9 protein-coding genes and 3 tRNA genes are annotated in these 14,113 nt (G+C 63.3%); 5 read left to right on the top strand and 7 right to left on the bottom strand.

Going from position 1 to position 14,113, the window contains the following annotated elements:
* Window positions 1-45 precede the first annotated feature (45 nt).
* The 4 genes from L6D89_RS15750 to L6D89_RS15765 all read right to left on the bottom strand — a co-directional run bounded on the left by L6D89_RS15750 (window position 46) and on the right by L6D89_RS15765 (window position 3,468).
* On the bottom strand, window positions 46-2,895 hold the full coding sequence (locus tag L6D89_RS15750) for an Ig-like domain-containing protein (protein WP_373874958.1): 2,850 nt from the start codon (window positions 2,893-2,895) through the stop codon (window positions 46-48).
* Window positions 2,896-3,224: 329 nt separating this feature from the next.
* Window positions 3,225-3,300 (bottom strand) — tRNA-Lys (locus tag L6D89_RS15755).
* Window positions 3,301-3,306: 6 nt separating this feature from the next.
* Window positions 3,307-3,383 (bottom strand) — tRNA-Pro (locus L6D89_RS15760).
* 9 nt (window positions 3,384-3,392) lie between these two features.
* Window positions 3,393-3,468 (bottom strand) — tRNA-Asn (locus L6D89_RS15765).
* A 217-nt stretch (window positions 3,469-3,685) separates the two neighbouring features.
* Between L6D89_RS15765 and L6D89_RS15770 the strand changes: the two genes are divergently transcribed.
* Window positions 3,686-5,980 carry a DUF1631 domain-containing protein gene (locus tag L6D89_RS15770; RefSeq protein ID WP_236200416.1) on the top strand — a complete coding sequence of 765 codons (2,295 nt, stop codon included), beginning with the start codon at window positions 3,686-3,688 and terminating at the stop codon, window positions 5,978-5,980.
* Between the two features lie 11 nt (window positions 5,981-5,991).
* On the top strand, window positions 5,992-6,345 hold the full coding sequence (locus tag L6D89_RS15775; protein ID WP_236175531.1) for a PilZ domain-containing protein: 354 nt from the start codon (window positions 5,992-5,994) through the stop codon (window positions 6,343-6,345).
* 138 nt (window positions 6,346-6,483) lie between these two features.
* Here the strand turns inward: L6D89_RS15775 and clpB are convergent, their stop codons facing one another.
* The 3 genes from clpB to rluD form a co-directional block, all read right to left on the bottom strand.
* The gene (gene clpB, locus L6D89_RS15780; protein WP_236175530.1) at window positions 6,484-9,048 is read right to left on the bottom strand and encodes an ATP-dependent chaperone ClpB; all 2,565 of its coding nucleotides are present in this window, start codon (window positions 9,046-9,048) and stop codon (window positions 6,484-6,486) included.
* Window positions 9,049-9,279: 231 nt separating this feature from the next.
* Window positions 9,280-10,005: a peptidoglycan editing factor PgeF gene (pgeF, locus tag L6D89_RS15785; RefSeq protein ID WP_236200417.1), complete on the bottom strand. Its 726-nt coding sequence runs from the start codon at window positions 10,003-10,005 to the stop codon at window positions 9,280-9,282.
* Window positions 10,002-10,961: a 23S rRNA pseudouridine(1911/1915/1917) synthase RluD gene (gene rluD, locus L6D89_RS15790; RefSeq protein ID WP_236175528.1), complete on the bottom strand. Its 960-nt coding sequence runs from the start codon at window positions 10,959-10,961 to the stop codon at window positions 10,002-10,004. The genes pgeF and rluD overlap by 4 nt, the downstream gene beginning before the upstream one ends.
* Window positions 10,962-11,108: 147 nt before the next feature.
* Between rluD and L6D89_RS15795 the strand changes: the two genes are divergently transcribed.
* The 3 genes from L6D89_RS15795 to L6D89_RS15805 all read left to right on the top strand — a co-directional run bounded on the left by L6D89_RS15795 (window position 11,109) and on the right by L6D89_RS15805 (window position 14,113).
* Window positions 11,109-12,134 carry an outer membrane protein assembly factor BamD gene (locus L6D89_RS15795; protein WP_236175527.1) on the top strand — a complete coding sequence of 342 codons (1,026 nt, stop codon included), beginning with the start codon at window positions 11,109-11,111 and terminating at the stop codon, window positions 12,132-12,134.
* A gap of 163 nt (window positions 12,135-12,297) precedes the next feature.
* On the top strand, window positions 12,298-12,534 hold the full coding sequence (locus L6D89_RS15800) for a PP0621 family protein (protein WP_275094733.1): 237 nt from the start codon (window positions 12,298-12,300) through the stop codon (window positions 12,532-12,534).
* The gene (locus L6D89_RS15805; RefSeq protein WP_236175526.1) at window positions 12,524-14,113 is read left to right on the top strand and encodes a sensor histidine kinase; all 1,590 of its coding nucleotides are present in this window, start codon (window positions 12,524-12,526) and stop codon (window positions 14,111-14,113) included. The genes L6D89_RS15800 and L6D89_RS15805 overlap by 11 nt, the downstream gene beginning before the upstream one ends.

Consider the following 14,113-nt stretch of genomic DNA (forward strand, 5'->3'; position numbering starts at 1 on the left):
CAGGGTTTGCTTTGACGCGTAGGAAATTTGCGGGTTTTCATTTCATCATCTCTCGCGGAACGCCTCACGCGCCTTGAGCGCGGGCTTGAGTAAGTAGTCCAGGATGGTTTTTTCGCCGGTGCGGATGTCTGCCACCGCAGTCATGCCCGGGATAATCGGGAAGTGCTTGTCACCCTTGACCAGTTCGGCCGCATCGGTACGAATCAGCACGCGGTAATACGAATCCGGCTTGCCCTGGCGGGTCTTCTCGTCATCCTTGATGGTGTCGGGGCTGATCAGCTCGACCTTGCCGCGCAGGCCGCCGTAAATGGCGTAGTCGTAGGCGGAAATCTTCACCGTGGCGGGAAGCCCTGGGCGCAGGAAGGCCACATCCGATGGCAGGACCTTCGCCTCGACCAGCAGGCGATCCTCCAGCGGGACGATTTCCATGATGTCCTGGCCCTGCTGAATCACACCGCCGATGGTGGTCACGCGGACGTTCTTGACGATGCCCTTCATGGGCGAAGTGAGCGTTGTGCGCTTCATGATGTCTTCGCGCCCGGCGAGGGTGGCAACCGGCGGAGTCAGGTCGACACCGTACGGACGGCTAGCCGGGACTTCGGAGGCGTTGCCGGCGCCATCGTGCGCCACCAGGGTGGCGTTGATGCTGCTGCCCTTGGCGAGGTCGGCACCGCTGACGGAGACGTTCCAGTCCCCCGAGGCGTTGACGGCGGCGCTGTAAGCATGGCCGTTGAGGCTGAAGCTGACGAGATCCCCGGCCTTGAACTGGCCGGTAGCCTTGCCGCTGATGATCTGGTTGACCTTCGATTCCTCGATGTTGACGACGTCGTCACCAGCGATCACGTTGATGATCAGGCCGGCTACCGGCGGCTCAGTCGCCACGACGGTGATGTCGTTATTGCCTTCAGGCAGCGGCTGGGTCGGGGTTACCGACCAATCACCGTTCTCATCGGCGGTGGTGGTTGCCACTTCGCCAGTGGGGAAGGTAACGACCACGTCAGCGCCCGGTTCGGTCTTGCCGTCGATGGTCGGCTTGGTCTCGCTGGTGATGTCGTCGCCCTTGACCCCGGTATCGGAGTCCGGGTCGAGCCAGGCATCCGGCGCGGCAGGTGCCTGGGTGTCCACGTCGTAGAGATGGTAGGCGACCACGACATCCCGATTGCCCGCCGCGTCGGTCGCGACCAGCACACCCTCGATACGATGGGCGGTGTCAGCGACAAGATCGGAACCCGGAACATTGGCAATGCTCCAGCGTCCGTCCGCACCGACAGTTGTACTGTAGTGGTTGCCATTGATGATCAGGGTCACCACATCCCCGGCGCGCGCGCCGGTAGAACCGCCCGAGATGGTCAGCATGGCGGCGGCTTCGGCCGCATTGACGATGTCATCGCCAGCCACGACATCAAATGTCAGCCCGCCAACGACAGGAGTTGTGTCGATGACGATTGGATACGGAGCCGACGGCTCGCTCGAGTTACCCGCCGGGTCTTCGGCGACCACGGTAATGTCATGCTCGCCATCGGCCAGCGGAGAGTCCGGGGTAAAGCTCCAGTTACCGTTGGGATCCACCACGGTAGTACCGATTTCGGTGCCGTTGTCGATCACATGAATGGTGTCGCCCGGTTCGGCACCACCGCCGGAGATCACCGGGGTGTTGTCGTTGGTCGGGGCGTTAGGCTCGACGTGAACCGGGTTAGACGGATCGAGATCATTGATGATGTCGCTGATCGCCGGAACGGCAGGCGGGACAGTATCGATAACGATCGGATACGGAGCCGACGGCTCGCTCGAGTTACCCGCCGGGTCTTCGGCGACCACGGTAATGTCATGCTCGCCATCGGCCAGCGGCGAATCCGGGGTAAAGCTCCAGTTACCGTTGTGATCCACCACGGCAGTACCGATTTCGGTGCCGTTGTCGATCACATGAATGGTGTCGCCCGGTTCGGCACCACCGCCGGAAATCACCGGGGTGTTGTCGTTGGTCGGGGCGTTAGGCTCGACGTGAATCGGGTGCGCCGGGTCGAGATCATTGGTGATGTCGCCGATTACCGGAACGGCGGGCGGGATGGTATCGACATCGAAGTCGATCACATGCACCGGAGCGCTGGGGTTTTCGCCGGGGACGTTCTGGGTGATATCGATGCTGTGACCACCGTCGCTCAGATCGCTGGTGGGAACGAACTCCCACTTGCCATCCGGGCCGACCGTGGTGGTGCCGATTTCGACACCATTATCGGCAATATGGATGATTGCGCCAGGCACGCCTTCGCCCGAAATGCTCGGGCGGGGGTCATCGGTGACTGCGCCATTGGCCAGATCGCCCTGGATCGGGCCGACGTGGTCGGTAACCTTGGCATTGGTCGGCGCGGGACTGGTCTTGGTCGTGCTCTTGTGGCCATCATCCCGGTTGTTGTGAATGATGGCAGCAGCGGCGCCCACACCGGCCAGGCCGGCCAGCAGCGGCCACAGGGCAAAGCCGAATGCATCGTCGGAATCGCCAACGAGGGCGGCGTTGTACGCCACGCCATCGCCACCCAGGGCAATCGGGGCGGACTCGCCATCGAGCATCAGCAGCGGGCCAGCATAGCCCTCGCCGTCTGTACGCACGTACGCGTAGAGCTGGCCGTCCTCGGACACGCCATACAACTGGCCGTCCATACCTTCGGCAAAGAAACCTTCGATGGTCAGGTCAGGCTTTTCGCTGCCTTCGAACGAAATCTGCAGGTCCTTGCCGACCCGTTTGACCGTGACGTTTTCGGGAGCGACGTCTTTGCTGTCGACCTGGAGCAGGTATTTGGTGCCTGCTTTTGCCTTGATCTTATCGCCAGACTTGAGCGCAATTTTCTTCGACGCGCTCTCGGTTGCGGCGATAACACCGATATTTTCAATTGCCATTTGACCCACCTCGGGTACACGCTTTGTGAGGTGAGCAGCTTAAATTTTCGCCACAGCCCGGCAGATCAGAATGTCCTGACAAAGCACTTGGCTTTTCTGATCGGCGCCGTAGGCCGCCAGGAATGGCGAATGACGAAAGCAGGTCAGGGCGGATGAGCCACTTTCATAAAGGATCCACGACCGGGAAGTCGAAGCGAATCGATACCAAGCCGCCATGACAATTAGTGCAATGGTGAAGAATTGAGAGCAAAAAAAAGCCCACCATCAGGTGGGCTTTTTTTGAAACGGTTTAACCCGCTTCCAGCATCTACAAGTAGATGCCTTGAATATGGTGGGTCGTGTAGGATTCGAACCTACGACCAATTGGTTAAAAGCCAACTGCTCTACCGACTGAGCTAACGACCCAAAATTTGGTCGGGGTAGGGGGATTCGAACTCCCGACATCTTGCTCCCAAAGCAAGCGCGCTACCGGACTGCGCTATACCCCGTTTGAAAGTTGGCTCCGCGACCTGGACTCGAACCAGGGACCCAATGATTAACAGTCATTTGCTCTACCGACTGAGCTATCGCGGAACGATGAACCTTTCAATCTCCTCCACTTCGCTTCCGGCTTCACCGGAATCCCGTATCAGAGGCGCGCCATTTTACGTATATCGAAACGCCTGTCAACACTCTGATCCAAAAAGTTTTTCTCTGCTTTGCAGGTGGCCGGGCTGGTTGCTATATGTGCATGGAAAAGCACAAGTGATCCGCCGCGGGTGTAAACGGAACGATCACGCACAGGATGGCCATGAGCAACAAGGACACCCCACCGCCCTCCCCTATCGCCAGCCGGGTAATCCAGCCCCGCTTCGGCGAACTGGTACAGGGCTGCCGCCAATTGGCGATGAACCACCTCGCCGAGCTCCTGGGGAATGTCTTCGCCCAGGTGGACGACACGCTCTTCGAATGCGCCGAGAAGGCCGAGAACAATCAGGTCCAGGCACTGTTCTTCGACGCCATGCGCGAAGTCCGCCGAGAGCGGCCAAATCTCGAGCGCTTCTATCACCAGCGAATAGCCCAGGGGCTGAGCGACTTCCTCGAGGGCAAACTGCCACTCGCAGCGCCGCTGGAAGATCTCGACATGGACCAGTTGACCCTGGTCGGCAACGATGAGTATGAAGAGACGCTGCTGGTGACCAACATGGTCAACCAGGTGCGGGCCCACTGCGCCCAGCCGCTGTTCGCCCTGGATCAGCGCCTGGCGCTGCTCAACAATGGCAGCAAGCTGGGGGAAGATCGCAACCCCTTCGGCCCCCAGGCAATTGCCCAGGCCTTCCGCGACACCCTGGCACGCAGTGACTTCCCGCTGCGGATCAAGACCATCCTTTATGTCCTGTTCGACCAGCAGGTGATGCAGCACCTGCTGCCTTTGTATGAACAGTTGAACAAGCGCCTGGCCGACGGCGGCATCCTGCCAAACCTGAAATACCGCCCACAGGGGCAGCGTTCGGCGCCAACACCCCGCTCGGCCCCGCCCGAGAAGAACACCGTGACGACCGAGGGCGGGCCAGCGGCATCTGCGCCCTACACGGCGGGCGAATTGCCGGACATGCCCCCCGGCGACCGCAATGCCCTGTTCGGCGGACTCGCGGTGCTGCTCGCCGAGCATCGCCGACGCGGCAACAAGGCGACGCTGTTCGGCAACACCCAGAGCATCGTCAGCTTCGGCCCGAGCTCGGCCACGACAACCTACAGCGCCAACGAACTGCTGGAGGCACTGAATCGCCTGCAGCGCGAATCCGCCCAGGAGCTGGCACATCGCCTGCGCCAACCGCAACCGGTCGACGCCCTGAAGGCCAATCTGCAGCGCCAGCTGGAAGCCGGCAGCGCGCAACCGAACAACACCCGGCTGACCGACCAGGAAGCCGATGTCATCGACCTGGTGGGCATGGTCTTCGACTTCATCCTCGACGACGAAAACCTGCCTGATAGCTGCAAGACCACGCTTTCCCACCTGCACACGCCCTTCCTCAAGGTGGCGCTGCTGGACAAGCAATTGTTCACCCAGCACCACCATCCCGCGCGCAAGCTGCTCAACGCCATGGCCCAGGCCGGTGTGCTTTACGGCGGAGAAGGTGAGGAGCGCGCCCTGCTGGCGAAGATGCACTGGGTGGTCGAGCGGGTGATCCAGGACTTCGTTGGCGACCTGGCTCTGTTCGACAACCTGCTGGGCGACTTCAACGAGTACGTCACCAACCTGCGGCAGAAGGTCGAGTTGCGCGAACGACGCGCCATGGAAGCCGCCCGTGGCCGTGACCGTCTGCTGGCGGCACGGGAGCAGGCACTGGATGCCATCGCCAAGGTGACCCACGACCGCGAACTGCCGGAGCTGGTACGTAACTTCCTCGAAATGAGCTGGTGCGATGCTCTCACCTTTATTGTCTTGCGCAGCGGCGAACACAGCGATGAATGGCGGCGCGCCTGCGAAGTCGGCGAGCAACTGGCGTGGAGCGTGACGCCATTGGACGCCGCCGGCCGTGAGCACCTGCAGGCCATCCGCCTGGCGCTGCTGGAAGAACTGCGCAAGGGCCTGGAAGTCCTGGGCGGATACCACGAGGACGGCATTCGTCGCCTGCTGCAGGACCTGGTCGCCTGCCAGCACGCGATCCAGGCCCAGCAGCCGCAGATTGCCGCACAGCTCAAGCAGGAGCTGCCGGAAAGCCCGCTGGGCGCCATGCTCGGCGCCGAAGGCCATACGCTCAGCAAACCCAGCGCCGAGCCCCTGTCCGAACGCGTGCGGGTACTGATGAAGGAACTGAGCCACCTGGAGTTCGGCACTTGGTTCGAGTTCAGCGACACCACACCGGCACGCCGCCTCAAGCTTTCGTGGTTCAGCCCGACCACGCGCAACTATATGTTCGTCGACCACACCGGGCAGCGGGTAGCGGTCAAACCGATAGTGCAGTTGGCCCAGGAAATGGAAGCGGGCAAGGTCCGCCTGGTACCGACGGAACAGTCCGCCCCGCTGATGGATCGTGCGCTGAACGCGATCTACCGGGTCCTGCAACGCTTTACTTCCGGGCGCAGCCCGGCACAGACCTGAAGGAGCAGTCGATGGGAGAACGTCGCCAGCACAGCCGGCAGCAGACCGGGCTGACCGTGGAAGTCTTCGACCGCCATTCCGGGCGCAGCCTGGGCCGCCTTGCCGATCTGTCCGCAGAGGGTTTCATGCTCTGCGGCGTGGAGGTTCCGGAAGCTGACTCCGTCTGGGACTGTCAGCTCGTGCCAGCACCGCCGCTGGACGAAATCGGCGAAATCCAACTCGGTGCCGACTGCCTGTGGAGCCGTGCCGGCACCGATGGCCAACTGGGCTGGGCCGGTTTCCACATCATCGATATCGCCGAAGACCAGGCCGAGCTGCTCGAGCAACTGCTGGTCATGCTCGGTGGTGCCCGCGAGACCGGCTGACGCTCAGGACTCTTCATGCAGGAGCGAGCTTGCTCGCGAACTATCGGCCCGGCAGCGGGGGTGTTCGCGAGCAAGCTCGCTCCTACAGGGAGCCATGAAAAAGCCCGCCAATTGGCGGGCTTTTTGCTGGTTTGTCGATCAGGAGAAGACGATCTCGTCGTTCTCTACCTTGGCGCTGATCTTCGCCCCCGGGTTGAACCTGCCGGCCAGGATCAGTTGCGCCAGCGGGTTCTCGATCCAGCGCTGGATCGCGCGCTTGAGCGGTCGCGCGCCATACACCGGGTCGAAACCGACGGCGATCAGCTTGTCCATTGCCTCGTCGCTCAGCTCCAGGCTCAGCTCGCGCTCGGCCAGGCGCTTGCGCAGACGCCCCATCTGGATCTGGGCGATACCGGCGATCTGCTCGCGGGCCAGCGGCTCGAAGACCACGACTTCGTCGATCCGGTTGATGAATTCCGGACGGAAGTGCGCATTCACCGCATCCATGACCGCAGCGTGTTGCGCCTCGCGGTCACCCACCAGCTCCTGGATCTGCGCCGAACCGAGGTTGGAGGTCATCACCACCACGGTGTTGCGGAAGTCCACGGTACGCCCATGGCTGTCGGTCAGGCGGCCGTCTTCCAGCACCTGCAGCAGGACGTTGAAGACGTCCGGATGGGCCTTCTCGACCTCGTCCAGCAACACCACCGAATAAGGCTTGCGGCGCACGGCTTCGGTCAGGTAACCGCCCTCTTCGTAACCCACGTAGCCCGGCGGTGCGCCGATCAGGCGGGCCACCGAGTGCTTCTCCATGAACTCGGACATGTCGATGCGCACCAGCGCTTCCTCGGTGTCAAAGAGGAACTCGGCCAGCGCCTTGCACAGCTCGGTCTTGCCCACCCCGGTCGGGCCGAGGAAGAGGAACGAGCCGCTGGGGCGGTTCGGGTCGGCCAGGCCGGCGCGGGAACGCCGCACGGCATTGGAGACGGCCACCACGGCTTCGTGCTGACCGATGACGCGCTTGTGCAGCTCGTCTTCCATGCGCAGCAGCTTCTCGCGTTCACCCTCAAGCATCTTGGACACCGGAATACCGGTCCACTTGGCGACGACTTCGGCGATTTCCTCGTCGGTCACCTTGTTGCGCAGCAACTGCTTCTCGGTCTGGCCGTGCTGGTCGACCATCTGCAGGCTGCGCTCCAGGTCCGGAATGGTCTGGTACTGGATGCGCGCCATGGTTTCCAGGTCGCCCTTGCGCCGCGCGGCCTCCATTTCCTGCTTGGCCTGCTCGATCTTCTGCTGAATCTGCGCGGAACCCTGAACCTCGGCTTTCTCCGATTTCCAGATTTCCTCGAGGTCGGCGTACTCGCGCTCGAGCTTGGCGATGTCTTCTTCGAGCTTGGCGAGGCGCTTCTTGGTGGCCTCGTCATCCTCTTTCTTCAGTGCCTCGCGCTCGATCTTCAGCTGGATCAGGCGGCGATCCAGGCGATCGAGCTCTTCCGGCTTGGAGTCGATCTCCATGCGGATGCGGCTGGCAGCCTCGTCGATCAGGTCGATGGCCTTGTCCGGCAACTGGCGGTCGGTGATGTAGCGGTGGCTGAGCTTGGCCGCGGCGATGATCGCGCCGTCTGTGATGGTGACACCGTGGTGCACCTCGTAGCGCTCTTTCAGTCCACGCAGGATGGCAATGGTGTCTTCCTCGCTCGGCTCATCCACCAGGACTTTCTGGAAGCGGCGCTCCAGGGCGGCGTCCTTCTCGATGTACTGGCGGTATTCGTCCAGGGTGGTGGCGCCCACGCAGTGCAGCTCGCCGCGGGCCAGGGCCGGCTTGAGCATGTTGCCGGCGTCCATGGCGCCCTCGGCCTTGCCGGCGCCGACCATGGTGTGCAGTTCGTCGATGAACAGGATAATCCGGCCTTCCTGCTTGGACAGCTCGTTGAGCACGGCTTTCAGGCGCTCCTCGAACTCGCCGCGGAACTTGGCGCCGGCGATCAGCGAGCCCATATCCAGCGCCAGCAGGCGCTTGTCCTTCAGGCCGTCAGGCACTTCGCCGTTGACGATGCGCTGGGCCAGGCCTTCGACGATGGCGGTCTTGCCGACGCCCGGTTCGCCGATCAGCACGGGGTTGTTCTTGGTGCGGCGCTGCAGGACCTGGATGGTCCGGCGGATTTCATCGTCGCGGCCGATCACCGGGTCAAGCTTGCCGTCCTCGGCACGCTTGGTCATGTCGACGGTGTACTTGTCCAGGGCCTGGCGCGAGTCTTCGGCGTTGGGATCGTTTACCGCCTCGCCGCCGCGCAGGTTGGCCACGGCGTTCTCCAGGGCCTTCTTGGAGACACCCTGGCTGGTCAGCAGTTTGCCCAGCTTGGTGCTGTCGTCCATGGCGGCGAGCAGTACGAGTTCGCTGGAGATGAACTGATCGCCCTTCTGCTGGGCCAGGCGGTCGGCCTGGTTGAGCAGGCGCGCCAGGTCCTGCGACAGGTTTACGTCGCCAGTGGGGTTCTGGATCTTCGGCAGCGTGTCCATCTCCTTATTAAGAGAGGAACGCAGCGCGGGGATATCGAAGCCGACCTGCATCAGCAGGGGCTTGATGGAGCCGCCCTGCTGCTCGATGAGCGCGGACAGCAGGTGCACCGGCTCGATGGCCGGGTGGTCATGTCCAACGGCCAGGGACTGGGCGTCGGAGAGGGCAAGCTGGAGCTTGCTGGTCAAACGGTCGATTCGCATGAGGGTCGTCCTTCCTGTCTAGAGCGGGCCGGAGCGATGAGTGCCCCTGGTCACGACTAACCCGCCGGGATGCCAGATAGATAAGGACGATTTTGGTCGGTTCAAGCCATTTGGCCATGACACCCGTCAGATGATGCTCTCGAAATGATCGTAGGAGCGGACTCTGTCCGCGATAGGCCTGCATCGCGCCTGAGACCATCGCGGACAGAGTCCGCTCCTACGAATAGGGCGTCAGGCGAGCCAGATCAGGCTGGCCAGGCGGCCGGTGCGCGAGCTGCGGCGGTAGGAATAGAAGCGCTCGGCGTCTGTGAAGGTGCAGAAGTCTCCACCGTAGACCGCGGTGACGCCTTTTGCGGCGAGGCGGATGCGCGCCAGCTCATAGATATCAGCCATGTACTTGCCGGCATTGGCACTGGGCACAAAGGCTCGTTCGGCCTCGGCATGTTCGGCCAGAAATGCCTCACGCACTTCCGGGCCGACTTCAAAGGCCTGCGGGCCGATGGACGGACCCAGCCAGACCAGCAGTTCTGCCGGCGCGACGCCCATGGCATCCACTGTTGCCTCCAGCACGCCGCTGGCCAGGCCACGCCAGCCGGCGTGAGCGGCGGCGACGCGAGTGCCGGCTCGATCGCAGAACAAGGCAGGCAAACAATCGGCGGTCATGATGGCGCAGGCGACGCCGGGGGTTTCACTCCAACTGGCGTCCGCCGTAGCGACGGCGGACGGGTCAGCCTCGACCACCTCGATACCATGCACCTGGCTCAACCAGGCCGGCTGGCAGCCCAGTTCGTCAGTCAGGCGGCGACGGTTCTCGGCCACGGCGGCGGGGGCGTCGCCAACGTGGTCACCGAGGTTGAAGCTGTCGAAAGGCAAGGCGCTGACGCCGCCGGCACGGGTAGTCACGCAGGAGCGGACGTTCGCCGGAGCCGGCCAGTCGGGCGTCAGCCAGGGGCTCATACGAACGACTCGTTGTCCTGCCGCAGCAGGCTCAGCAGCCAGGTGAAGTCGTCCGGCAGCGGTGATTCCCATTTCATGCGCACGTTGGTAGCCGGGTGGTCCAGCTCCAGGAAGCGCGCGTGCAGGGCCTGGCGGGGGAAGTCGCGCAGGGATTCGATGAGTGTCGGGCTGGCACCCGGCGGAATCCGGAAGCGCCCGCCGTAGGTGGGATCGCCCACCAGCGGGTGGCCGATGTGCGTCATATGGACGCGGATCTGATGGGTACGCCCAGTCTCCAGCTTTACCCGCGTGTGGGTGTGCGCGCGGAAGCGCTCCAGTACGCGGTAATGGCTGATGGCGACCTTGCCGGTCTCGATCACCGCCATTTTCTGCCGTTGCACGCCGTGGCGGCCGATGGGCGCATCGACGGTGCCGCCAGCGACGATCACGCCGGTGACGATGGCTTCATAGATGCGGCTGACGCTGCGCGCCTGCAACTGGGCGACCAGATTGGTGTGGGCTTCCAGAGTCTTGGCCACCACCATCAGGCCGGTGGTGTCCTTGTCCAGGCGATGCACGATGCCGGCGCGCGGCACGTTGGCCAGGTGCGGCACATGGTGCAGCAGCGCGTTGAGCAGGGTACCGTCCTGGTGGCCGGCGGCGGGGTGAACCACCAGGCCGGTCGGCTTGTCGATGACCAGGATGTGCTCGTCTTCGTAGACGATGTCCAGCTCGATGTCCTGGGCGACCCATTCACCCTGGGCCTCCAGCTCGACATCCAGTTCCAGGCGCGAGCCGGCATGGACGATATCGCGCGGACGCAGCACGGCGCCGTCGACCTTGAGACGGCCGTCCTTGATCCAGCCAGCCAGGCGGGAACGGGAGTGGTCGGAGAAGAGCTGGGCGGCGACCTGGTCGAGACGCTGACCACCGAGGTCGAACGGCACTTCTGCCGCGAGTTGGATCATATTGGACATGACGGGACACGAAGGGCGCGCGGCCTTTTGGTTCAGCGGCACGCTGTGGTTAAATACGGGGCCTTTGTCCCAGGGGTACCCCTGGGGCGCCAATCATAACAGACGGTTGCGGCCGCGACAGCCGACCGTCCAGGGACGCAAGCCGCCATGCAAGTGAAACACCTGCTGCTGATCGCCATCCTAGCCTTCGTCACCGCTTGCTCCTCCAAGGGTGAGAAGGTGGATGAGAACCTGAGCGAAAGCCAGCTGTACCAGCAGGCCCAGGACGACCTCAATAACAAGAGCTATACCAACGCCGTCGCCAAGCTGAAGGCGCTGGAGTCCCGCTATCCGTTCGGCCGCTACGCCGAGCAGGCCCAGTTGGAGCTGATCTACGCCAACTACAAGAACATGGAGCCCGAGGCCGCCCGTGCCGCTGCCGAGCGCTTCATCCGCCTGCACCCGCAGCATCCGAACGTCGACTACGCCTATTACCTCAAGGGCCTGGCGTCCTTCGATCAGGACCGCGGCCTGCTGGCGCGCTTCCTGCCGCTGGACATGACCAAGCGTGACCCGGGCGCCGCCCGCGACTCCTTCAACGAGTTCGCCCAACTGGTCAGCCGCTACCCGAACAGCCGCTACGCCCCGGACGCCAAGGCGCGCATGATCTACCTGCGCAACCTGCTGGCCGCCTACGAAGTGCACGTCGGCCACTACTACCTCAAGCGCCAGGCCTACGTCGCCGCCGCCAACCGTGGTCGCTACGTGGTCGAGAACTTCCAGGAAACCCCGGCCGTCGGCGATGGCCTGGCGATCATGGTCGAGGCCTACCAGCGCCTGGGCCTGAACGACCTGGCCGACTCCAGCCTGGAGACCCTGAAAGCGAACTACCCGGACAACCCCAGCCTCAAGGATGGCCAGTTCGTTCCGCGTGAAGACGAAGCCGACAATCGTTCCTGGCTGGCCAAGGCCACTCTGGGCCTGATCGAGACCAACGATGCCCCGCCGCACATGGAAACCCAGGCATCCAAGGACGTGATCAAGCAGTACGAGGACGCCGAACAGCAGATCCCCGCCGAGCTCAAGCCCGAGAATCAGAGCGACGTGGAAGAGGAACAGCACGAGTCCGAAGGCAACGCCGGCGGCAGCGACCGTTCCTGGTTCAGCTACATGACCTTCGGTATCTTCGACTGATACCGTCGGGCTCGACGAAAAAGGGAGGCTTCGGCCTCCCTTTTTTCATCCCGGCTGGCCATGGCGGGTCTTTCACCCAGGATCGGAGGGTGCGCGCGCAAGCTCACTGTCCGGCATCGCGCGGCTTGGATAAACTGCCGGTCTTTATGTTCAAGGGATTGCCATGACTCGTCTGCTGTTCTGGATCGCCCTCTTCGCCCTGGGCTGGTGGTTGTGGCGCAAGGCCACCCGGCCGGCGCGCCCCGTGGAGAAACCCAAGGGTGACGACCAGGCTGCGCCGATGGTTCGCTGCGCACAGTGCGGCGTGCATGTGCCGCAGAGCCATGCCCTCAAGGATGAGAGCAAGTGGTACTGCAGCCGGGCGCACCTCGAACAGGACCACACCGACCGTGGTCGCTGAAGGCATCTCGCTCACGGGCCAGGGCCTGCGGGTCCTGCGCCTGTACCATCTGTACCGCCTGACCATCGGGCTGGTGCTGGTGCTGCTGATCTCCAGCAGCCTGGACGATGAACTCCTCAAGCTCGCCCACCCCGAACTCTTTCACATCGGCTGCTGGGTCTACCTGGTCCTCAACATCCTGATCGCGGTGCTGATGCCAACACCGCGCCAGCTGCTGCCCATCTTCCTCCTGGCGGCACTGGACATACTCCTGCTCAGTGCGCTGTTCTATACCGCCGGCGGCATTCCCAGCGGCATCGGCAACCTGATGGTGGTCGCCGTCGCCATTGCCAATATCCTCCTGCGCGGTCGCGTCGGCCTGCTCATCGCGGCCATCGCCGCCATCGGCCTGATCTACCTGACCTTCTATCTGAGCCTCAGCCAGCCCACGGCGATCAACCACTACGTGCAGGCCGGCGGCCTGGGGGCCCTGAGCTTTGCCTCGGCCCTGCTGATCCAGGCCCTGGCCCGGCGCCAGCAGATCGTCGAGAGCATTGCCGAACAGCGAGCGACCACGGTAGCCAACCTCGAAGAGCTCAATGCGCTGATCCTCCAGCGCATGCGCACCGGCATCCTGGTACTGGGCGACCGTCACCGCGTGCTGCTGGCCAACCAGAGTGCGACGACCCTGCTGGGGGGCCACGACCTGCCCGGCCACTCGCTGGCCGAGTACAGTCCGCAACTGGTCTCCAGCCTCCAGCAATGGCAACAGAACCCCGCCCTGCGCCCGCCAAGCCTGCAACCGCTGGAATCCGGCCCTACCGTGCAGCCGAGCTTCATCCCGCTGCGCCGGGGCAATGAACAGCACATCCTGATGTTTCTCGAGGACATCTCGCAGATCGCCCAGCAGGCGCAACAGCTCAAGCTCGCCGCCCTCGGCCGGCTGACCGCCGGCATCGCCCACGAAATCCGCAACCCGCTGGGGGCGATCAGCCACGCAGCGCAACTGCTGCTGGAATCGGAAGAACTGGACAAGCCCGACCGGCGCCTGACGCAGATCATCCAGGACCAGTCGCGGCGCATGAACCTGGTCATTGAGAACGTCCTCCAGCTGTCGCGCCGGCGCCAGGCCGAGCCGCAGTTGCTCGACCTGAAATACTGGCTTCACCGTTACGCCGGAGAACTGCGCGAGAGCCTGCGCGATGGCCAGCAGATCCATGTCGAAACTGGCTCAGGCACAGTGCAGACGCGCATGGACCCCCACCAGTTGACGCAGGTACTGACCAACCTCGTGCAGAATGGGTTACGGTACAGCACTCAGAAAAACGGCACCGGACAGGTCTGGCTGCGTCTGTTCCGCGACAGCGAGACCGACCTGCCGGTACTCGAAGTGCTCGATGACGGCCCCGGCATTGCCGCCGAACAGCGGGGGAAGCTGTTCGAGCCGTTCTTCACCACCGAAAGCAAGGGCACGGGCCTTGGCCTGTACATCTCCCGCGAGCTGTGCGAAAGCAATCAGGCTCGACTGGACTACAAGACGCGTGACGAAGGCGGTAGTTGCTTCCGCATCACCTTCGCCCACCCGCGCAAACAAAGCTAA

The sequence above is a fragment of the Pseudomonas pseudonitroreducens genome (assembly GCF_021603645.1).
GTDB lineage: Bacteria > Pseudomonadota > Gammaproteobacteria > Pseudomonadales > Pseudomonadaceae > Pseudomonas > Pseudomonas pseudonitroreducens.

Excerpts from the sequence above, each read along its gene's own strand:
- L6D89_RS15750 (WP_373874958.1), bottom strand. The coding sequence starts at position 2,895 with ATGGCAATTGAAAATATCGGTGTTATCGCCGCAACCGAGAGCGCGTCG.
- L6D89_RS15800 (WP_275094733.1), top strand. The coding sequence starts at position 12,298 with ATGACTCGTCTGCTGTTCTGGATCGCCCTCTTCGCCCTGGGCTGGTGG.
- L6D89_RS15775 (WP_236175531.1), top strand. The coding sequence starts at position 5,992 with ATGGGAGAACGTCGCCAGCACAGCCGGCAGCAGACCGGGCTGACCGTG.
- L6D89_RS15770 (WP_236200416.1), top strand. The coding sequence starts at position 3,686 with ATGAGCAACAAGGACACCCCACCGCCCTCCCCTATCGCCAGCCGGGTA.
- rluD (WP_236175528.1), bottom strand. The coding sequence starts at position 10,961 with ATGTCCAATATGATCCAACTCGCGGCAGAAGTGCCGTTCGACCTCGGT.
- L6D89_RS15795 (WP_236175527.1), top strand. The coding sequence starts at position 11,109 with ATGCAAGTGAAACACCTGCTGCTGATCGCCATCCTAGCCTTCGTCACC.
- pgeF (WP_236200417.1), bottom strand. The coding sequence starts at position 10,005 with ATGAGCCCCTGGCTGACGCCCGACTGGCCGGCTCCGGCGAACGTCCGC.
- clpB (WP_236175530.1), bottom strand. The coding sequence starts at position 9,048 with ATGCGAATCGACCGTTTGACCAGCAAGCTCCAGCTTGCCCTCTCCGAC.